At 69.2% G+C, this 19,732-nt stretch carries 12 protein-coding genes; 4 read left to right on the forward strand and 8 right to left on the reverse strand.

The window, feature by feature from the left end; genetic code table 11:
• Positions 1–41: 41 nt before the first annotated feature.
• From ACFVJ5_RS15275 to ACFVJ5_RS15290, 4 genes are all read right to left on the reverse strand, one after another.
• Positions 42–7,382 (reverse strand): amino acid adenylation domain-containing protein, encoded by a 7,341-nt coding sequence (locus tag ACFVJ5_RS15275; protein WP_379220505.1) that lies wholly within the window; start codon positions 7,380–7,382, stop codon positions 42–44.
• A 96-nt stretch (positions 7,383–7,478) separates the two neighbouring features.
• The gene (locus ACFVJ5_RS15280) at positions 7,479–8,285 is read right to left on the reverse strand and encodes an ABC transporter ATP-binding protein (protein WP_379220506.1); all 807 of its coding nucleotides are present in this window, start codon (positions 8,283–8,285) and stop codon (positions 7,479–7,481) included.
• Positions 8,286–8,297: 12 nt separating this feature from the next.
• Complete coding sequence (locus ACFVJ5_RS15285) at positions 8,298–9,353, reverse strand: FecCD family ABC transporter permease (RefSeq protein WP_378635657.1); 1,056 nt, start codon at positions 9,351–9,353, stop codon at positions 8,298–8,300.
• Positions 9,350–10,348: an iron chelate uptake ABC transporter family permease subunit gene (locus ACFVJ5_RS15290; protein ID WP_379220507.1), complete on the reverse strand. Its 999-nt coding sequence runs from the start codon at positions 10,346–10,348 to the stop codon at positions 9,350–9,352. The genes ACFVJ5_RS15285 and ACFVJ5_RS15290 overlap by 4 nt, the downstream gene beginning before the upstream one ends.
• A 155-nt stretch (positions 10,349–10,503) precedes the next feature.
• Here ACFVJ5_RS15290 and ACFVJ5_RS15295 point away from each other — a divergent pair, with 155 nt between their 5' ends.
• The gene (locus ACFVJ5_RS15295; RefSeq protein WP_379220508.1) at positions 10,504–11,220 is read left to right on the forward strand and encodes a hypothetical protein; all 717 of its coding nucleotides are present in this window, start codon (positions 10,504–10,506) and stop codon (positions 11,218–11,220) included.
• A gap of 119 nt (positions 11,221–11,339) precedes the next feature.
• Here ACFVJ5_RS15295 and ACFVJ5_RS15300 read toward each other — a convergent pair whose 3' ends face one another.
• Positions 11,340–12,905 (reverse strand): MFS transporter, encoded by a 1,566-nt coding sequence (locus ACFVJ5_RS15300; protein WP_379220509.1) that lies wholly within the window; start codon positions 12,903–12,905, stop codon positions 11,340–11,342.
• A 96-nt stretch (positions 12,906–13,001) separates the two neighbouring features.
• Between ACFVJ5_RS15300 and ACFVJ5_RS15305 the strand changes: the two genes are divergently transcribed.
• Positions 13,002–14,159: a DUF5925 domain-containing protein gene (locus ACFVJ5_RS15305; protein ID WP_379220511.1), complete on the forward strand. Its 1,158-nt coding sequence runs from the start codon at positions 13,002–13,004 to the stop codon at positions 14,157–14,159.
• Positions 14,160–14,176: 17 nt separating this feature from the next.
• Here ACFVJ5_RS15305 and ACFVJ5_RS15310 read toward each other — a convergent pair whose 3' ends face one another.
• The gene (locus ACFVJ5_RS15310; protein WP_379220513.1) at positions 14,177–14,752 is read right to left on the reverse strand and encodes a TetR/AcrR family transcriptional regulator; all 576 of its coding nucleotides are present in this window, start codon (positions 14,750–14,752) and stop codon (positions 14,177–14,179) included.
• 103 nt (positions 14,753–14,855) lie between these two features.
• Between ACFVJ5_RS15310 and ACFVJ5_RS15315 the strand changes: the two genes are divergently transcribed.
• Positions 14,856–16,550, forward strand: a complete 1,695-nt coding sequence (locus ACFVJ5_RS15315; RefSeq protein WP_379220515.1) for a nitroreductase family deazaflavin-dependent oxidoreductase — start codon at positions 14,856–14,858, stop codon at positions 16,548–16,550.
• Here the strand turns inward: ACFVJ5_RS15315 and ACFVJ5_RS15320 are convergent.
• Both ACFVJ5_RS15320 and ACFVJ5_RS15325 read right to left on the reverse strand, forming a co-directional pair.
• Entirely contained in the window at positions 16,540–17,823 is a 1,284-nt protein-coding gene (locus tag ACFVJ5_RS15320) for an MFS transporter (RefSeq protein ID WP_379220660.1), read from the reverse strand. The two genes, ACFVJ5_RS15315 and ACFVJ5_RS15320, sit on opposite strands and share 11 nt — an antisense overlap.
• A gap of 31 nt (positions 17,824–17,854) precedes the next feature.
• Positions 17,855–18,700: an NAD(P)H-binding protein gene (locus ACFVJ5_RS15325; protein WP_379220517.1), complete on the reverse strand. Its 846-nt coding sequence runs from the start codon at positions 18,698–18,700 to the stop codon at positions 17,855–17,857.
• 94 nt (positions 18,701–18,794) lie between these two features.
• On the opposite strand from ACFVJ5_RS15325, the gene ACFVJ5_RS15330 reads away from it, so the two are divergent.
• Entirely contained in the window at positions 18,795–19,727 is a 933-nt protein-coding gene (locus ACFVJ5_RS15330) for an AraC family transcriptional regulator (protein ID WP_378995486.1), read from the forward strand.
• The last annotated feature ends 5 nt before the right edge of the window (positions 19,728–19,732 follow it).

Consider the following 19,732-nt stretch of genomic DNA (forward strand, 5'->3'; position numbering starts at 1 on the left):
CATCTTTCTTCTCGAACGGTGAAAAGCGGTGCGCTGCATGCTCAGCCGCCGATCACCGGGTCTGTGTCGAGAAGTGCCGCGACCTCGGCCCAGCCGGCGGGCGACACGATCTCGAAGTGGGAGTAGGGCAGTCGGCGCACCACGAGCCGCGCCTGTGCGGACTGCCAGCCCGCCAGTTGCGCTTCGGTGCGGCCCGGTGTGGTTCCGGTGTCGGCGGCGTAGAGCGCCATCGGGCCGTCGTAGTCGGCCGCGGTGGACGCGGTGACCATGCCGAGCAGGGTGGTCGCGGCATCGCGGAGTTTCGTCGCCAGTTCTGGTGCGTCGTCCGGGATGTCGGGCAACAGCCGGTCCAGATCGGCGGGGTCGGTGAGGGCGCGGGTCGCCTGTTCGGTGAGATCGGACAGGGCGAACGCGTCGACCAGTCCGATGAAGGCGACCTGCTCGCCCGCCGCTGTCAGCGCGGCGGCCATGGCGTGGGCGACGGTGCCGCCGAGGGAGTAACCGAGGAGGTGGTAGGGCCCGTGCGGTTGGATTCGGCGGATGGTGGCCACGTAGTACGCGGCCAGGTCATCGATGGTCTGAGCACGGAAGGTGGTGTCGCTCAGCGTCGGGAGCTGTAGGCCGATGATCGGGCGGTCGGCCCGCAGCAGTTTCGCGAGGGGGCCGAACTGCCAGGCGGTGCCGCCGACCGGGTGAACGCAGAACAGTGGCTCGCGCGAACCGGTGGTGCGGAGTTCGAGGACATGATCGAGTCGAGCGCCCCAGGCGTTGTCGGCCGTCGCGTCGTGTGCTCGCGAAGACGGTCGAGAGGCATTGTCGCTCTGGGTGATCCGATCGGCGAGCGCCCGTGGGGTCGGCGCCTCGAAGACATCGTCGAGGACGACCGCGAGACCTGCCCGTCGGAGCCTGCCCATCACGCGGACGGCGGTCAGGGAGTGACCGCCCGCCTCGAAGAAGTCGGCGTCGGCACCGATGTCGTTGGTGGACAGGACGGCTGCCATCGCCGAACGAATGGTGCTGATCAGCTCGGCGTCCTGGTGAGGGCCGCTGCCGGTCGCCGTCGCGGTGCCGGCCGCGAAGTGGGAGCCGCCGGCGTCGTTCGCCGTGCTTGTTTCGGCTACCGGTCCTCCGCTCGGGCCGGCGTCATAGTCCGGGACCGGCAGGGCCTTACGGTCGATCTTCTCGCTGGTCGTGCGGGGGATGTGGTCGAGGACGACGAACGCGGCGGGGACCATGTAGGCGGGCACCCGTGCTCGCAAGCCGGAACGGACCGCGGCGATGTCGATGTCGGTGTCCGCCTTGGCCACCAGGTAGGCGGCGAGGCGTTGATCGCCGGGGGTGTCTTCGCGCAGGATCACCGCCGAGTGGGCGACGCCGGGGCAGCTCAGCAGGGCTGCCTCGATTTCGCCGAGTTCGATGCGCTGACCGCGTAGCTTCACCTGGCTGTCGGCGCGGCCCACGTAGTCGAGTTCGCCGTGCGGGCCCCAGCTCACGAGATCGCCGGTGCGGTACATGCGTTCGCCGTGTCCCAGCGGGTCGGCGACGAACGAACCCGCGGTCCGCGCCGGGCGGGCGAGGTATCCGCGCGCCAATTGCGTTCCCGTGAGGTACAACTCGCCGATCACTCCGACCGCGACCGGGCGCAGCTCGGTGTCGAGAACGCGCACATCGGCGCCGGTGGCGGGCAGACCGATCGGGACATTGCCGCGGTCGGCGTCGGAGGTCTCGTGGTGGGTGATGCACACCGCGGCCTCGGTGGGCCCGTACAGGTTGTGGACGCGGGCGCCGGTGAGCGCTCTGATCCGCGCCGCGGTCGGCGGCGGTAGCGGTTCGCCGCCGGTGATCACGCAGCGCAGCGCGGTGCAGCCGCTCAGGTCGGCCTCCTCGGCGAGCACGGTGAGCATCGACGAGGTGAGCTGGACCATGCCGACCCGCTCGGTCGCCATCAGTTCGGCCAGGTAGTGCGGGTCGCGGTCGAGTCGACCCGACACCGGCGCCGCGACGACGCGCGCACCGACCAGCAGCGGCAGGAACAGCTCGAGCAGGGAGGCGTCGAACGTCGCCGCGGTGCGGTACAAGACGGTGTCGCCCGCGCCGAACCGGTGCCGTCGCTGCATCCACTCGAAGGTGTTGGCGATGGCCTCGTGCGAGACGCTCACGCCCTTGGGTTCGCCGGTGGAGCCCGAGGTGAACAGCAGGTACGCGGCATTGCGGGGGAGCAGTGGTGCGAGTCGGTCGAGGTCGGAGACCGGGGTATCGGCGAAACCGGACAGATCCAATGCTTCGACTCGCGCCACCGGCGCGCGATCGGTCGCGAAGCCGTCGGCCGCGGTGGTGAGAACCAGCGCCGCGCGGGATGTTCCGAGGATCCTGTCGGCGCGCTGCGCGGGACTGTGTGGATCCAGCGGCAGGTACACCCCGCCGGCCCGGCACACCGCGTGCGCGGCGACGATCGACTCGATCCCCCGCGTCATCGCCACCGCGACAACAGTTTCGGGTCGAATGCCCTCGTCGATGAGCCAGCGCGCGAGCCGATGGACCCGGCTGTCGAATTCACCGAACGAGATCGTTACGCCGTTCGCGGTGACGGCCGGAGCATCGGCGGAGATCGTCGCCGTCGCCGACCAGTCGGCCAGCGTGCCGCCCTGCGTTTCCGACGGCATCGCGGCGGCCATGGCTGCCTCGACGGAACCGTCGAGATCGGCGGCCAGCGTGGACAATACGGCGCCGAGGCGATCGCTCAGCCGCGTGGCGACCGGGCCCGGCACCGCGGCCGCGTCGTGATGCAACATCAGCGCGAACTCGGCGCCGGGCAACGCGGTCACCGTGACCGGGAAGTCCGTCAGCCCGTCCACGTCGACGTCCACCACCTGAACCCCACCGGGATCCGGCTGCAACAGACCGGCTTTCGGGAAGTTCTGGAACACGACGAGCGAATCGAACAACCGCCCGATTCCCAGCGCCCGCTCGATGGTGGCCAACCCGAGGTATCCCCGAGCCTGGCCGTCGAACGAGGTCTGCTGCAACGCCCCGAACTGCTCGGCCACCGGCCGACCGGTCCCCAGCGACACCCGCACGGGCACGGTATTGCTGAACAATCCGACCATCCCGCCGACCCCGGCGAGATCAGCGGGACGCCCGGAAACCACGGTCCCGAACACCACATCGGTCCGCCCGAAGTGATCCGCGAGCACCATCGCCCACGCGCCCTGCAGCACGGTGTTCATGGTCAGCCCGTGTCGCCGGGCGTTCTCGGCCAAGGCCGTCGCCACGTCGGCGGCGAGCGGAACCCGCAGTCCGACCGGACGCTGTCGCTGGGCCGTCGTCGAATCCGCCGAGCGCGGTGCGCCCACGTCGTTCGTGGTCGGCTCGGTAAGGGTGGCGGCGAGCAGGGTCGGCGCGCGCAGGCCGGTGAGGCTTTCGGTCCACCAGTGCAGGGTCGCCGCGGTGTCGCGGGTGGCGAGCCAGGTGAGGTAGTCGCCGAAGTAGGCGGGGGTCGAGAGGGTCTCGCCGGTGTAGAGGGCGAGGGTTTCCCGGACCATCGTCGGTACCGACCAGCCATCGGCCAGGAGGTGATGGGCGATCAGGACCAGCCAGTGCGAGGTGTCGGTGAGGCGGATCAGGAGGCCGCGGATCAGCGGCGGGTGATCGATGTCGAACGGTTCGGAACCGGCGCGCCGCACCGAAAGTCGCGCTTGCGCTTCGGGATCAGGTGTCGCACGCAGATCCTCGACCTGCCACGAGACCCCCGGTGCCCGCGGAACGATCTGCACCGGCTGGTCGAACTGTTCATAGCTGAACGCCGCGCCGAGGTTCGGATGCCGCCGCAGCATGTTCGCGAATGCCGCACCCATGCGTTCCGGATCGACGACGCCGTCGAGGCTGAACCGGGCCGTCATCGTGTACACGTCGGCGGCGCCGTCGCGCAGCGCGTGGAACAGCAATCCCTCCTGCAAGGGGGACAGCGGGAGCACGTCGGCGACCGGTCCGTAGGTAGCGCTGAACTCGTCCACGTCGCTCTGCGCGAGCGCTGCGATCAGGCGACCGGGCGCTGTCGGGAGCGACGACGAGACAGCGGCTGCCGACTCGAAATTCTCGGCGGTCGTAGGATGTCGCGGCTCGGGGGCCGCCTCCGCGGCCAGCGCGGCGAGGCTGCGCCGGGTCAGTAGTTGCTGGGGGAGAAGGGTGAGGCCCTTGGCGCGCAGGCCGCTGCTGACGGTGATGGCGGTGATGCTGTCGCCGCCGACGGCGAAGAAGTCGTCGTCCATGCTGACGGTGTCGAGGCCGAGGGTGGTCGAGATCGCGTGGTGGACAGCATGTTCGGCAGCGGTAGCCGGTGTGCGTCCGGACTCGTCCGTTGCCGGGTCCGGTAGCGCGGTGCGGTCGAGTTTTCCGTTGACTGTGGTGGGCAGGGCGTCGAGGACGACGAGTCGGGCCGGCACCATGTGCTCGGGGACCAGGTCGGCCAGGCGGGTGCGTGCGGCCGAGGTATCGAGGTTGCCGGTCGCGGCGACGACGTAGCCGATCAGGGTGGGGCGCCCGGCGATGTCCCGGATATCGGCTGCCGCGGTGCGGATCTCGGGCAGCCCGTCGAGTGCCGCCGCCACATCACCGAGTTCGACACGGTGGCCGCGGATCTTCACCTGGTTGTCGACCCGGCCCAGGTATTCGTAGCCGAGCCCGGGAACCCAGCGCGCCCGGTCGCCGGTGCGGTACATCCGAGCTCCCGGCGGACCGTACGGATCGGCGACGAACGACTGTGCGGTAGTGGCGAACCGGCCGAGATAGCCCCGCGCGATCTGCGGACCGGCGAGATACAGCTCGCCCACCTGTCCGTCGGCGACGACCTGTAATCCGTTGTCCAACAACTGAGCCCGCGAGCCCGCGACCGGCATCCCGATCCGTGGACCGGCGCTGTCGATCGGCGCCCCGATCACATCCACCGTCGCCTCGGTCGGGCCGTACAGATTGACCGCCGCGAACCCGCCGCGATCGATCGCGCCCCACAGCTCCGCCGAGCAGGCATCGCCGCCGATCACCAGCGTCAGCGGCGGGCGCGCTGCCTCATCGGCGCTGTCGGCGCTCGCGAGATCCGTCGCTGTCGAGATCTGCCCGATCACCTCGGTGCTCGCTGTCGCCGACGTCCGGCCGACCGGGCTCGACTGTGCCAGCGACTGTAGTTCGCTGGTCAAGCCGTGTTCGAGCAGGGCGGCGACCAACGACGGAGTGCCGTCGACGACGTCGATGCCGTCCCGGGCGAAAGCCTCGACCAGGGCGGCAGGGTCACGCCGGGTATCGCTGTCGTACACGTGGATTCGATGTCCGCCCGTCATCCACAGCAGTGGGTCGAGCGAGGCGTCGAAGGCGAAGGAGGTGGTGTGCGCGATGGTCAGCTGACGGTCGCCCGCACGGCTCGCGGCGGCGCTGTGGATCCCGGCGCGGTGCGCGGCGACGAGCGCGGCCAGGGACCCGTGCTGTACGACAACACCTTTCGGCTGACCGGTCGAGCCCGAGGTGTAGATGACGTAGGCCGCGTGCTCGGGCCGCACCGCGAGATCGAAGTCGGTGTCCGCGTGGTCGTCGAGGCGCGCACGGAAGTCGGCGTCGTCGATCGCGAGGGCGTCGGCACCGAGCTGGGCCGCGAACTCACCGGCGCTGAGCACCACAGCGGGGCCCGCATCCGCGATCGTCGCTCGCAGCCGGGCGACCGGATGTTCCGGATCCAAGGGCAGATACGCGCCACCGGCCCGCCAGACGGCGAGCACCGCGACAACGAATTCCACATCGCGGGGTAGCGCGAGGCCGACGATCGAGTCCGGCCCGACCCCGGCCCCGCGCAGGAAGCGCGCGAGCCGGTTCACCCGGAGTCGAAGTTCGGCGGCGGTGTACTCGGCTCGAGCCGAACTCAGCACCACGGCGTCCGGTTGCTCGGCGAGCACCTGTTCGAGAATCTCGGGGACCATCGCGACCGACGGCTCGTCGTCGTGCAGAGCCCGGGTTTCGGTGTCTGGGAGCTGCATTGCCGTCGACCGCGCGGCCAGCAGCCGCGTGCGCTCGGCCGGATCGAGCAGTTCGAGCGCTCCTACCGCGATCTTGTCCGACCCGGTGAAAGACTCGATCACCCGGACCAATCCGGCGATCCGCCCGCGCACCGTGTCCGCGTCGTTGGTTCGCGCGTCGGATTCGAATCCGAGCAGCACCGTGCCGTCGGGCAGTGGAGTGACGGTCAGCCCCAGGTCCTCCGGGGGCCCGCCTGCCACATTGCGCAGCACACCACGCGCACCGTCGAAATCGAGGGTGAAGTCGAAAACCTTGAGGTTGATGCCGATTCCGTGCAGGAGTTCGCCCGCACCGTGACCGTGGAAGTCGCGGGCGAGGTCGTCGCCGCTGTAGCGCTGGTGCTTGCGGACCTCGCGCAGGGTGTCGGCGATGCGGGGGCCCAGCTCGCCGAGCCGGTCGCCCGCGCTCACCGTGACCCGGAGGGGAAGCACGTTCACCGCCATGGCGGGTGTGCGCAGGGCGGCGCGGCCGACCCGGCCCATCAGCAGCATCGAGACCACCACGTCGGCGGTGCCGAGTTGGCGGTGCAGGAACGCGGCGTAGCAGGCGACGAGTGCGTCGGCCCACGTGATCCCGTGCCGTTCGGCGCTCTCGCGCAGTGCCGCGAGCAGTTCGGTGGACAGGATGGCTTCGGCCCGGATCGTCCGCTCGACCGCACCGCCCAGGTGGCGACCGCGACCGTCGAGATCCGGCCACGGTGTGAGCTGGTCGCGCCAGTAGGCGCGGTCGGCCTCGAATTCGGGCCCGGCCCGATAGGCCTGCTCCTCGGCGACCAGCTCGGCGATGGTTCCGAAAGTTTGTTTCGGCGAGGGTGTTCCGCGTCTGAGGGAGGTGTAGTGGGCGGCGACCCGGCGCGAGAGCAGCGCCGCGCTGTACCCGTCGACGATGAGGTGGTGGTAGAGCTGCACGCACCAGACCACGCGGTCGGAGATCTGGATCAGGGTGTAGTTGTAGAGCTGCCGGTCGACCATGCCTCGGCACCGTTGCGCGGCCTGCGCGCGCTCCAGCGCGACAGCCTCGTAGGCCAGGGCCATCGGCTCCGCCGCCGCCCGGAGATCGACGGTCGGTCGCAGCACCGCTGCGGCATCGCTCACGAATTGCCTCGGCCCGTCAGCGGTTTCGGTGAACCGCAGCCGCATGTTCTCGGCCTCGGCGACGGTGCGACGGATCGCCTCGCTCAGCGAGTCGACATCGATCGGCGTGTCTCCGGTGATCTCCAGGACCTCGCCGACCAGGTAGCGACCGGACTCGGGATCGAAGCGCTGGGCGTTCCAGATGCCGAGCTGCGGTCCGGTCAGCGGCAACTCGAGACCATCGGTCACGGCAACTCCCTCCCTCGTCACATTCACAATCAGTTAGGTTAGCCTAACTTAACTAATTGCGGAATACCTACGTTGGGTTACCGCATCGCCGCAGGTCTAGCGCACCTTGGCGGCGTCCTGCGCCAGCGGAATCACCAGTGGCGTACCGGTTTCCGGGTCGTCGACGATGCGGCACCGCAACGAGAAGACCTCGTCGACGAGCTCGGCGGTCACGATGTCGGCGGGCGCACCCGTCGCGACCACCCGCCCGTCGCGCATGGCGATGAGGTGATCGGCGTAGCGGAAGGCGTGGTTGAGGTCGTGCAACACGGCCACGACGGTCCGCCCGGATTCGCGGTTCAGTGACCGGCACAGATCGAGCAACTGGATCTGATAGGCGATGTCGAGGTAGGTCGTCGGCTCGTCGAGCAGGATCAGCGGGGTGTCCTGGGCCAGCACCATCGCGATCCACACCCGCTGGCGCTGACCGCCCGACAGCTCGTCGACCATCCGCGCCGACAACTCGGTGACGCCGGTCGCCGCCATCGCCGACGCGACGGCCTCCTCGTCGGCCTTCGACCACTGCCGCAGCAGCGTCTGATGTGGATAGCGGCCGCGCGCAACGAGATCGGCGACGCGGATGCCGTCCGGCGCGGTCGAGGTCTGCGGCAGCAGACCGATCTGCCGGGCCACCTGCTTGGCCGGGTAGGAGCTGATCGGTTTGTCGTCGAGCAGCACGGTCCCCGATTCGGGGGTGAGCAGTCTGGCCAGCGCACGCAGCAAGGTGGACTTGCCGCACGCGTTCGGGCCGATGATCACCGTGAACTTGCCGTCCGGGATATCCACCGACAGTTGGTCGCTGATCGTGGTGCCCTTGTAGCCGAGGCGGACCCGGTCGGCGCGCAGCCGTGAAGTGTCGTTCATCTTTTCGCTTTCCTAGTTCCGTCGCGCCTCGGCGACCAGCAGATACGCCAGGTACAGGCCGCCGACCGAGACGGTGACGAGGCCGACCGGCACGGTGGTCGGGGCGAACGCGTGCTGGGCGATCCAGTCGCAGGTGATCAGCAACATCGCTCCCATCGCCGCCGAGGGCGCGAGCGCGATCGACGGCGTGCGGGCCAGCTTGCGCGCCAGATGTGGTGCGGCGAGGGCGACGAACGCGATCGGGCCCGCGACCGCCGTCGCCACCGCGGTGAACGCGACGCTGAGCACGATCAGCCACAGCATCGCCCGGCTGACATTCAGACCGAACGCCCGGGCGGTGTCGTCACCGAGTTCGAGGATCTGCAAGCGGGGTGCCGCCGGGATCAGCGCGATCGCCAGCAGCGCGAGGATCACCACCGCGGGACCGACCTGCGGCCACGACAGTCCGTTGAGCGTGCCCGCGCCCCAGGCCGCCGCCGACATCGCCGCGTCCAGGTCGGCGCGCAGGATCAGCCAGGTGTTGATCGAGGCGAGCATGGCGCTGACGCCGATGCCGACGATGATCAGCCGGAACCCGGCCACGTTGTGCCGGAACGCGAGTAGGTGGATGACCAACGCGGCGCCGAGCCCGCCGATCACCGCACCGGTCGCGGTCTGCAGGTGTCCACCGCCGAGGGTCAGGATGGCGATCAGCGCGCCGGTGTAGGCGCCGGTGTTGAACCCGACGATGTCCGGGCTGCCCAGCGGATTCCTGGTCACCGATTGCAGGATGGCGCCGCTCACGCCCAGTGCCGCGCCGAGGATCAGCGCGAGCAGGATGCGCGGCAGCCGCCAGTCCCACACCACCAGCCGGTCGAACCGTTCGTCGCCGATCACCAGCGCGCGCAGCACCCGCAGTGGCGGGATCAGGTAGTCACCGCTGCCGAGTGCCAGTACCGCTGTCACCACCGAGATCGTGAGCAGGACAGCGCAGACCACCAGGGTGCGCACGCCGATCCGGGCGGAGAAACGGGTTCCGCGCGGCCGGACCACCAGCATCGCGCGGCCGAAATCGATCGTCGAACTCATGCGGCGGCACCTACCCTTGCGCGACGGGCCAGCCAGATCAGTACCGGCGCCCCGAGGAACGCGGTGACCAGGCCGGCGGGGACTTCATCGGGACGAATGATGAGGCGGCCCACGATGTCGGCCGACAGCACCAGGATCGGCGCCAGCACCAGCGAATAGGCGAAGATCCAGCGCTGATCGGGTCCGATCAGCCACCGGGCCACATGCGGAACCGCGAGACCGACGAACGCGATCGGGCCCACCGCGGCAGTCGCGGTGCCGCACAGCAGCACCACCGCCAGCGCGGTGAACAAGCGTGTGCGCCCCACGTGCACACCCAGCGAGTGCGCCAGATCGTCGCCGAGCGCCACCGCGTTGAGCGAGCGCGCGCACAGCGCCGCGATGATCAGGCCCACCACGATGAACGGGGTCGCGCCGTAGAGGATCTCGAATCCGCGTCCGGTGAGTCCGCCGGAATCCCATTGGCGCATTTCGTCGAAGGCCTTGGGGTGCATCAGGATCAAGCCCCTGGTCAGGCCGCCGAGAACCGCGGTGGCGGCGACACCTGCCAGCGTCAGACGCACCGGATCGGTGCCGGATCGGCCGGCGGTGCCCACGCGGTAGACGACCACCGACACCAGGGCGGCGCCGAGGAACCCGAACCAGACATACGAGGTGATCTCGCTCACGCCGAACATCGCGACGGCGATGGTGATCGCGAAGGCCGCGCCCGCGTTGACGCCGAGCAGGCCGGGGTCTGCCAGCGGGTTGCGGGTCAGGCCCTGCATCAAGCAGCCCGCGACGCCGAGCGCGAGCCCGACCAGCAGTCCGAGCAGCGTGCGTGGCACGCGGTACTCGGTGACGGTCACGTGATCGGGAGTGGTGCTCACGCCGAACAGTGCCTGCCAGACTTCGCCGATCGCAATGGCTTTCGTGCCGACCAGCAAGCTGAGAGCACATACTGCGACCAGCGCGGATGCGGCAAGAAGCCACCCGCACCAACGCGGATTTCTCATCAGGGTTCTCTCTCGCGGCGAAACTCGGTCGTCTTGGAGGTTAGCCTAAGCAAGGTCTTGATAGGTGAGCCTTACCTCGCTATGGTCACATCTCGCCCGGACCGCAGCTTGTGCGCCGCGCAACTCACCACGAGGAACACGAAAGGTTCACCCCCGTGAAAATCACCAAGTTCGCCCTGCTGGCCTCCACCGTCAGCGTTGCCCTCGGCATCGCTGCCGGAACCAGCCACGCAGCACCCGCCGCGGATGAGCCGATCAACTACACCTCCACCACCACCGAGACCTCCACGATCATCGGCACCGACGCGGGCTCGATGGTGGTCGAGGACGGCGTCTTCAAGATCAAGGCCGCCAACGGCACCACCGTCGCGGGTACCGAATTGGCCTTCCGCGTAGACGAATTCGTGTTCCCGATCGCCGCCGACATCTCCGGCCGCACCGCCACGCTGACCCCGCAGTTCGACCTGGCGCACGCCACCTACAAGCCGGTGGCGCTGCCCTTCGAGGACAAGGCGCCGTGGAAGAGCGAGTACGACCGTGAGCAGGCCGCCTGGAGCCGCATGACCGGCACCATCTCCCTGGGCGCCAGTATCGCCACCCTGGTCGGTGGCCTCGGCGGCGGCGCGGTCGGTTGTGTGCTCGGCGGCATCGCGGGCGCCACCATCGCCTCGGCCACCATCGTCGGCATGTTCGGCCCGTTCATCCCGGCCGCGGCCGTGGGCTGCATCGCCGGCATCATGGCCATCGGCGCGCTCGGCACCCTCGCGGGCCAGATCTTCATCACCGCCCCCGTCGCGATCATGGCCGCGGTGCAGTACTTCACCACCATCAACTCCCCGATGCCGAACACCCCTGCCCCGGCTGCCAAGTAGGCGATCAGGACCTCGGCCGAATCGGCCGAATACGAACCTCGCGGAGGGGACAACTCAGCGAGAGACGAATCCCGCCCGGTCAGCATCGGGCGGGATTCGTTGTGTCCGAACCCAAGTGGTCAGTCGGTGTCGGCGGCCTTCGTGTTCGGTGCGGGGATGTGTCGCAAGAGAGTCATGACCAGCGCGGCGGCGACAGCAGTCAGTCCGATGCCGACCACCGAATTCACTTGCAGGGCATGGGTGTAGGCCTCGCGGGCGATCGTGGTCAGTTCGGCGCCGAAGGGCTCGGGTAGCGCTGACGCGACGTACAGGGCGCCCGCGAGTGTGTCCTCGGCGGTGTGCGTGATCTCCGCTGGAAGTCCGGCGGGCAGCTGCTCGGTCATCTGCCCGCGGTAGACGGCCGTACCGATGCTGCCGATCACCGCGACGCCGAGAGCTGCCGACAATTCCTGACCCGTTTCGGAGATGGCCGAGGCGGCACCGGCGCGTTCCGGGTCCACCGCGCCGACGATCAGATCGAGGCCGAGCACGAACATCGGACTCAGGCCGAGCGAGAACACCACCATGCCGGTGACGATCAACGCGAGGTCATCGCTGCCCGAGAGCTGGGTGAAGATCGCGTACCCGGCCATCGCGATCACCAGGCCGCCCGCCATCAGATACGCGGGCCGGATCTTGGGGGCGAGCGCGCTCACCACACCCGCGGCCACCACCATCGCCGCCGCCTGCGGCACGGTCCACAGCCCGGCCTCGAATGCCGAAAGGCCCAGCACCAGTTGCAGATACTGCGAGAGCAGCAGGAACAGTCCACCCATCGCCAGCATGGCCACCATCAACGCGACCAGCGAGCCGCTGAACCGGACATTGCCGAACAGGTGCAGGTCGATCAGCGGGTTGGTCAGGCGCTTCTGGCGCAGGACGAACACCGTGCCGAGCACCAGACCGGCGACCAGGACGCCGACGGCCTCGATCGACCAGCCGTCCTTGGCGAGCTCCTTGATGCCGTAGATGACACCCATCACCGACAGCAGCGACAGCACCGCGCTGAGAATGTCGAGCTTGCCCGGGTTCGGGTCCTTGTACTCGGGCAGCAGGAACGGGCCGGTCGCCAGCAACAACACCATCGCGGGCACCGCGACCAGGAAGACCGAACCCCACCAGAAATTCTCGAGCATCGCGCCGCCGACAAGCGGTCCGATCACCATGCCGACCATGAAACTGGTCATCCACACGCTGATCGCGGCGGTGCGCTGGCGGTCGTCGTGGAACATGTTGCGGATCAGCGCCAGCGTGGACGGCATCAGCGTCGCGCCCGCGATGCCGAGCAGCGCGCGGGTGCCGATCAGCATGTTCGCGCTGGTGGAGTACGCGGCGATCACGGAGGCGATGCCGAAGGCCAACGCGCCGATCATCAGGAGTTTGCGTCGGCCGATGCGGTCGCCGAGGGTGCCCATGGTGATGAGGAAGCCGGCGACCAGGAAGCCGTAGATGTCGAGGATCCACAGCAATTGGGAGCTGCTGGGTTCGAGGGCTTCGCTGATACTGGGGATTGCCAGGTAGAGCACGCTCAGGTCCATCGAGATGAGCAGCGTCGGCAGGGCGAGGACGGCCAGTCCGATCCACTCCTTGATCCCGGCCCTCGTGGTGGATTCCGGCGGGGACTGGTCGTGCTGGGTGGACGTCACACTACGACGGTACCGATGGATTCGCCTTCGGTGCCAGCGAGTTTCCGGCGGTGCTCGCCGTAAGTCATTGGACATTCCGGGCCGACGACCACGATCATGGGCTCGGTGTCCACACGTAATGAACAGCTCAGGCTCGTCGATTCGCCGCGTCAGCCGCAGGATCAGGGCGAGCCGTTTCCGTGGTCGGCGACCATCGACTCCACCTATTCGACCCGCGATGCGATCGACGCGCTCGCCCTTGCCCCGTTCCTGCGCGGCGACCAGCCGTTCGCCCGCCAGGCTCATCTCGACCGGGTGCGCCCCGACGCGGCGCTGCGGCCCGCCGACTCGCGGATCGTGCGCTCGGTCGCCGACGACGACAGCAGTGCCTTGCTCGCGGCCGGTGACGGCTGGGCTTTGCGTGCGGTGCGGTGGGCGAGCGGTTCGGCGACGATCGAGGTGACCGCGGTGAGTGACGAACTCGCCGTCGACATGCTGGCACAGGCCACCGAGGGGGCTTCACTGTCACGTGACAGTGAAGCCACGGTCGAGATGGGATTCTGGCACATGGACGTCCGGCGCCCCGCGCGCAGACGACGCCAGATCGCGGCGCCCGCGTGGGCGGAGATCCGTGGCAACTACACCGGCTCGGTGTCCGCGAGCATGGAGCGATTGATGGGGCTCGGCGTCGCCGACATCAAGGGACGGCTGGTGCTGCTGCACGGTGAGCCCGGCACCGGCAAGACCACCGCGCTGCGGGCGCTCGCGCGGTCATGGGCGCCGTGGTGTCAGGTCGACTGTGTCGTCGATCCGGAAGAGTTGTTCAGCAATCCCGGCTACCTGATGGAAGTCGCGGCGGGCGCCGACGGCGACGACGAGGACGGCCGCTGGCGGCTGCTGGTGCTGGAGGACTGCGACGAGCTGATCCGTGGCGAGGCGAAAGAAGCGGCGGGGCAGAAGCTTTCGCGTCTGCTCAACCTCACCGACGGCATGCTGGGCCAGGGCCGCAATGTGTTGATCGCGATCACCACCAACGAAGACCTCTCCCGGCTGCACCCCGCCGTGGTTCGACCGGGCCGCTGCCTGGCCCAACTCGAGGTCGGCCGGCTCTCGGCGACGGAAGCCGACGAGTGGCTGGCCCGCCAGGACGGCGCCCCCGCCGAGTCGAGCTTCCCCGACGGTGCGACCCTGGCCGAACTGGTCGCCCATCGCGACGGCGGGATCCAGATCCGCTCCACCATCGACCACTCGACCGACGTCGGCATGTACCTCTAGCGCTGCGGGCGTGCTGGTCAGGACGTGCCGACCGGGCGGATGTGCGCCCTGACCAGCTCGGTGAGGTGACGGCCGACGCGGTCGAGCGGCTCGGTGCTGTGCTTGGCGAGCGACATCACCACCGCGCCCTCGATCGTGGCGATGACGGTCGTCGCCAAGGAGCCGGCGGTGTCGGGGTCGATGTTCTCCGCGCGTAGCCGGGTCTCCAGCGTCCGCTCCCAGTCGTCGAACGCCTCGCCTGCCGCGTCGGCCGCGGCGGGTGACTCCGAGCGTCCGAGTGCCGCGGCCACGATCGGGCAGCCGGCGAGGAAGTCGCTGGACTCGACGACCTGTTTCCACGCGTCGGCGAACGACGCGATGGTCTCCTCCGGCTTGGTGTTGCTACTGAAGGTCTCGATCAGCGTTGTCATCGCCCGGCCCGCGACCCGGGTGGCCTCGGTGATCAACTCGGACTTGCCGCCGGGGAAGTTCAGGTAGATCGTCCGGCGGGAGAGCCCGCTGTGGTCGAGCAGGTTCGCGACACCGGTCCCGGCCACGCCGTTGCGGCGCACCAGGTCGATCGTGCTCTGGACGAGTCCGTCGCGTGCTGCCATCGACATCCTTTCGATCGGTCCGATTGAAGTATACCGATCGGTGTACTACCGTCGGGTAAGTACACCGATCGGTGTACTCGACGCGATCCGCGAGGAGCCGACGATGACAGCCCTGAGCGATCCGCTCGCCCTGCCGTGCGGCCAAGTGCTGCCCAACCGGCTGATGAAGGCCGCGCTCAGCGAAGGTCTCGGTACCTCCGCCGGCGCGCCGGACGAACGGCTCGAGCGGCTCTACAGCCGGTGGGGCACCGGCGGTTTCGGTCTGGTGGTCACCGGCAACGTGATGGTCGACCACGACCATCTCGGCGAGCCGGGCAATGTCGTCATCGCCGACGAACGCCACCTCGGCGACCTGCGCCGCTGGGCGCGCACCGCCAAGGACGGCGGCGCCCGGCTCTGGATGCAGATCAATCACCCGGGCCGGCAGGCGAATCCGCTCGCGACCCGGTCGCAGCCGGTAGCGCCCTCGGCGATCGGGCTGGGGCTGCCCGGTATCCCGGCGCCGCGCGCGCTCACCGACGGCGAGATCGTCGACATCGTGCACCGATTCGCCACCACCGCGCGGATCGCCGAGCGTGCGGGCTTCGACGGCGTGCAGATCCACGGCGCGCACGGGTACCTCGTCTCACAGTTCCTCTCACCACTGGCCAATCAGCGCGACGACCGCTGGGGCGGCGACCCGGAGCGGCGGGCGCGATTCGTGCTGGAGGCGGTACGCGCGATCAGGGCCGAGGTATCGAAGTCCTTCGCCGTCGCGATCAAGCTCAACTCCGCGGACTTCCAGCGCGGCGGCTTTACCGAGGACGAGTCACGCGAGGTGGTGCGCCGCCTCGCCGCCGAGCAGCTCGATCTGATCGAGATCAGCGGCGGCAGTTACGAATCGCCCGCGATGATGGGCAGGCCGGCGGCGCGTTCGGCGAGCACTGTCGCGCGCGAGGCGTACTTCCTCGAGTACGCCGAGTCGGTACGCGCGGCCGCCGGGGCGGTGCCGCTGGCCGTCACCGGCGGATTCCGTTCGCGCGTGGCCATGGTCGACGCGGTCGAGTCGGGAGAGTGCGATGTGGTCGGCCTCGGCAGGCCGAGTGCGGTGTCACCGAACGCCGCGGGTGACATCCTGCACGAGCGCACAGCGCGACTGCATTCCCCGCAGATCTCGCTGCGCCTGCCCGCGCGGGTATCCACACTGTCCAACGTCAAGAGCCTCGAAGGCGCCCTCGACCTGCAGTGGCACACCGATCAGTTGCACCTGATCGGTGCGGGCGACGAGCCCGACCCCGACCGCACACCCTGGCTCACGGTGGCGGCCATGCTCAAACATCACGGTGTCGACGCGTTCCGTAGTAGAAGGGGATCGACGATGAACAACAAGGACCCGAAGCGACGCAAGTTCGAGGTCGAGCGGGCGGTGGGCCGCTATGTCGCCAACCCGGCGGTCCGCGCGCTGAGCCGGATCGGCATCCGCACCTCGTTCGCGACCGAGCTGGAGACGATCGGACGCAAGTCCGGGCAGGTCAGGGTGGTGCCGGTCTCGGTCGCGTTCGACGACAGCGGCGCGTGGGTGATCAGCCAGCACGGGACCAGGTCGGGGTGGGCCGCCAATATCGGCGCGGAACCGACTGTGCGGGTCCGGCAGGGGAAGCGGTGGCGAACCGGGACCGCGGAGCTGCGCCCGGCCGACGATGTCGTCGCGCGGTCGCGCACCTTCGCACCCAATCCGGTGTTCGCCGGGCTGACCGCGGCCACCTTCCGCGCGTTGCAGAGCACGCCGGTCTCGGTCCGGATCACCTTCACCGACTGACGACCTTCGCCGTGGCCGCGCAGGCCAGGGTGAGCACCAGCGGAACGGCCAGCGCCGCGGTCAGCGGGATCGCGGCGGTGAGCCAGCCGATCATCGCGGGACCCGCGAGCAGGCCGAGGTAGCCGATGGTGAAGACGCGCGACATGTCCGTGGCTGCTGTCGTGCCGCCGAGATTGCCCGCGGTGGAGAAGATCTGGGGAACACCACCCGCCAGGCCGAGGCCGCACATCGCCCAGCCGAGGAGGGTGAGCGGCAACCAGGGCGATCCGATGACCACCGCGAATCCCGCTGCGGCGAGCAGACTTCCGTAGCGAACGATCGCGACCGGGCCGATCGCACCACTCACCCGATCGGCCAGGAAGCGCCCGAGTGTCATTGTCGCGGAGAAGGCGCCGAAAGCCAGGGCGGCGTCGGACTCGGAGACGCCGAGATGTTCGCGGGCCTGCAGTGCGCTCCAGTCGCCCGCCACACCCTCCGCGAGGAGCAGCACGAACGCGATCACGCCGAGGGAGACCACCTTTCGCGTGCGTTCGTGACGGCTTCGGGAGTCCTTGTCGAGTGCCGGCACATCGTGGGGAGTGGAGGCATCGTGCCGAGCCGGTGCGCCTTCATCGGCAGCCGAGTCGTATTGCTCCGGCCGTGAACCGGTTTCGGGCCGGTGGTGGCTGACGAGGTGGGGTACCAGCACGGCGGTAGCGACGAGTCCGGCGATGCCCGCACAGGTCAACGTAACCTGCGGCGACCAACCCGCCCGCTGGGTGGCGGCACCGACCAGCGAGCCGGCGAATCCGCCGCCGGAGAACATCGCGTGGAAGGCCGACATGATCGGGCGGCCGTAGGCCCGTTCGACGTGCACCGCTTGGGTATTCATCGAGACATCGAGCGCACCGTTGCCGAAGCCGAAGCAGGCCAGCGCGATGGCCAAGGTGACGGGCCCGGTCGCCAGGGCGGGACCGAGCACCGTCACCGACACCGCGGACGCGGCCAGCGCTACCAGAGTGCGGCTGCCGATCCGATCGGCCGCGGGCCCGGCCAGGCGCATCCCCACGATCGCGGTACCCGCCAGCAACAGGACGAACATGCCCAGCGTCGACGCGGACACCCCGGTCCGGTCGGTGATCGCCGGAATGTGAACCACCCACATTGCCAGCAGGAAACCGTTCATCGTGAACGCCGCGAACACCGCGGCCCTGGCCGGTCGAAGCCGGCGGTCGGAAGTCGCGGAACTCACCGCTTCGACGGTACCGGGCCTATCCCTCGCCTCGCCGCGGATCGCGGCGCGCCATCGGATCACCGGCCGACTTCTACTGCTGGGGTGTCCAGGCTCCGGTGGCGGCGGTCTCCTTGGCGTAGTCGGTGAAATCACGGGCCTCGCGGCCGAGGGCACGGCGGACACCGTCGGCGGTGGGGGTGTTGCGACCGTCGAGGATGGTGCCGAACAGGTAGTCGAGCAGGCTGATCACGTCATCGGGAACCTGGTATTCGCTCAGCGCCGCAACGAATTCCGGCCGGGAGACGGGAACGAAGGCGATCTCGCGACCGGTGGCCGCGGCGATCTCGCCGACTGCGTCGGCGAAGGTCAGGGCGCGGGGGCCGGTGAGTTCGTAGAGCTGACCCGCGTGGCGTGCGTCGGTGAGCGCGGCCGCCGCCACCTCGGCGATGTCGTCGACGTGTACGAACGGTTCCGGTACATCGCCGTTGGGCAGCGCCACCGCGCCGGCGAGCACGTCGTCGACGAAGGCGCCTTCGCTGAAGTTGTGCGCGAAGAAGGCACAGCGCACGATGGTCCACTGCAGGCCCGAATTCCTGACGATCTCTTCGCATTCCAGCGCTTCGGGCTCGCCGCGACCGGACAGCAGCACCACCGAGCGCGCGCCCGCGGTGCGGGCGGCGGCGGTGAACGCGCGGATGATGTCCGGGGCGCCGGGCACGGCGAGGTCGGGCTGGAAGGCGAGATAGACGGAGTCGACGCCGGCGAGCGCGGGCGCCCAGGTCTGCCGGTCGGTCCAATCGAAGGGGATCGCGGCGGTGCGTGAGCCGTGGCGGACCGGTCGGCCCGCGGCTTCGAGGAGGGCCGCCACCCGGCTGCCGGTCTTGCCGGTAGCGCCGGTGATGAGGGAAATCTGCTGGTGAGAAGCGGTGTTTGTCATGAGATAAGTACACCGTCGCGCGGCCTGCGGCGACATCGTCGTGCCGCTCACGAACATGCGTTGTCGTCTACGGGTTGTCGTCTACTGTGGAGTGGTGGATGCGTTAGCCGGTCTGCTCGAAGGTCCACGCGCCCGCGGTGCGTTCCTCATGTGTTCGCTGCTGAACCCGCCGTGGTCGCTGCGCGTGCAGGACGAAGCCCCGCTCACGGTGCTCGCGATGATCCGCGGAAAGGCTTGGGTCAGTACTGATTCCATGCCGCCGCGGCAACTCGGCGCGGGCGATGTCGCGGTTTTCCGTGGGCCGCAGCCGTATACGGTGGCCGACGATCCGGCGACCGAACCCCAGGTCGTCATCCAGCCGGGGCAGGTCACCACCACGCCCGAGGGCGAGATCCTGTGCGAGACACTGAGTCTGGGTGTCCGCCAGTGGGGCACCGATATCGACGGTGAGACGCTGATGGTCACCGGGACCTACGAATCGGCGGGCGCGGTGAGCAGGCGGTTGCTGCGCGCGCTGCCGCAGGTCGCGGTGCTGCCGCGCGGTGAGCTCGATACCCGCCTGCTCGATCTGCTCGTCGACGAGGCGACCAAGGACCTGCCCGCGCAAACCGCCGTCCTCGACCGCCTGCTCGACCTGCTGCTCATCGCCGCCCTGCGCGCCTGGTTCGCCCGCGACGACGCCCCCGCCTGGTACCACGCCTACAGCGACCCGCTGGTCGGCAAGGCGCTGCGCCTGCTCCAACACAATCCGGCCCACCCGTGGACGGTGGTCGCCCTTGCCGAAGCGGTCGGCATGTCCCGTGCCGCGCTGGCCCGCCGGTTCAGCGAGCTGGTCGGGGAACCGCCGATGAGCTTCCTGACCGAATGGCGGCTCTCGCTCGCGGCCGATCTGCTCGCCGAATCCGACGCGACCGTGGAATCCATCGCTCACCAAGTGGGATACGGCAGCGCCTTCGCCCTCAGCACCGCCTTCAAACGGCACTTCGGGGTGAGCCCGCGCGACCACCGGCAGGGGAGCGCGGCATGATGGCC

Origin of the sequence: Nocardia sp. NPDC127606 (assembly GCF_042671725.1) — a bacterium.
In the GTDB taxonomy this organism is placed as follows: Bacteria; Actinomycetota; Actinomycetes; order Mycobacteriales; family Mycobacteriaceae; genus Nocardia.

Bases quoted from the DNA above. Each gene is read 5' to 3' on its own strand.
- ACFVJ5_RS15280 (WP_379220506.1), bottom strand. From the start codon at position 8,285: ATGAACGACACTTCACGGCTGCGCGCCGACCGGGTCCGCCTCGGCTAC.
- ACFVJ5_RS15285 (WP_378635657.1), bottom strand. From the start codon at position 9,353: ATGAGTTCGACGATCGATTTCGGCCGCGCGATGCTGGTGGTCCGGCCG.
- ACFVJ5_RS15290 (WP_379220507.1), bottom strand. From the start codon at position 10,348: ATGAGAAATCCGCGTTGGTGCGGGTGGCTTCTTGCCGCATCCGCGCTG.
- ACFVJ5_RS15305 (WP_379220511.1), top strand. From the start codon at position 13,002: ATGGGCTCGGTGTCCACACGTAATGAACAGCTCAGGCTCGTCGATTCG.
- ACFVJ5_RS15310 (WP_379220513.1), bottom strand. From the start codon at position 14,752: ATGGCAGCACGCGACGGACTCGTCCAGAGCACGATCGACCTGGTGCGC.
- ACFVJ5_RS15315 (WP_379220515.1), top strand. From the start codon at position 14,856: ATGACAGCCCTGAGCGATCCGCTCGCCCTGCCGTGCGGCCAAGTGCTG.
- ACFVJ5_RS15325 (WP_379220517.1), bottom strand. From the start codon at position 18,700: ATGACAAACACCGCTTCTCACCAGCAGATTTCCCTCATCACCGGCGCT.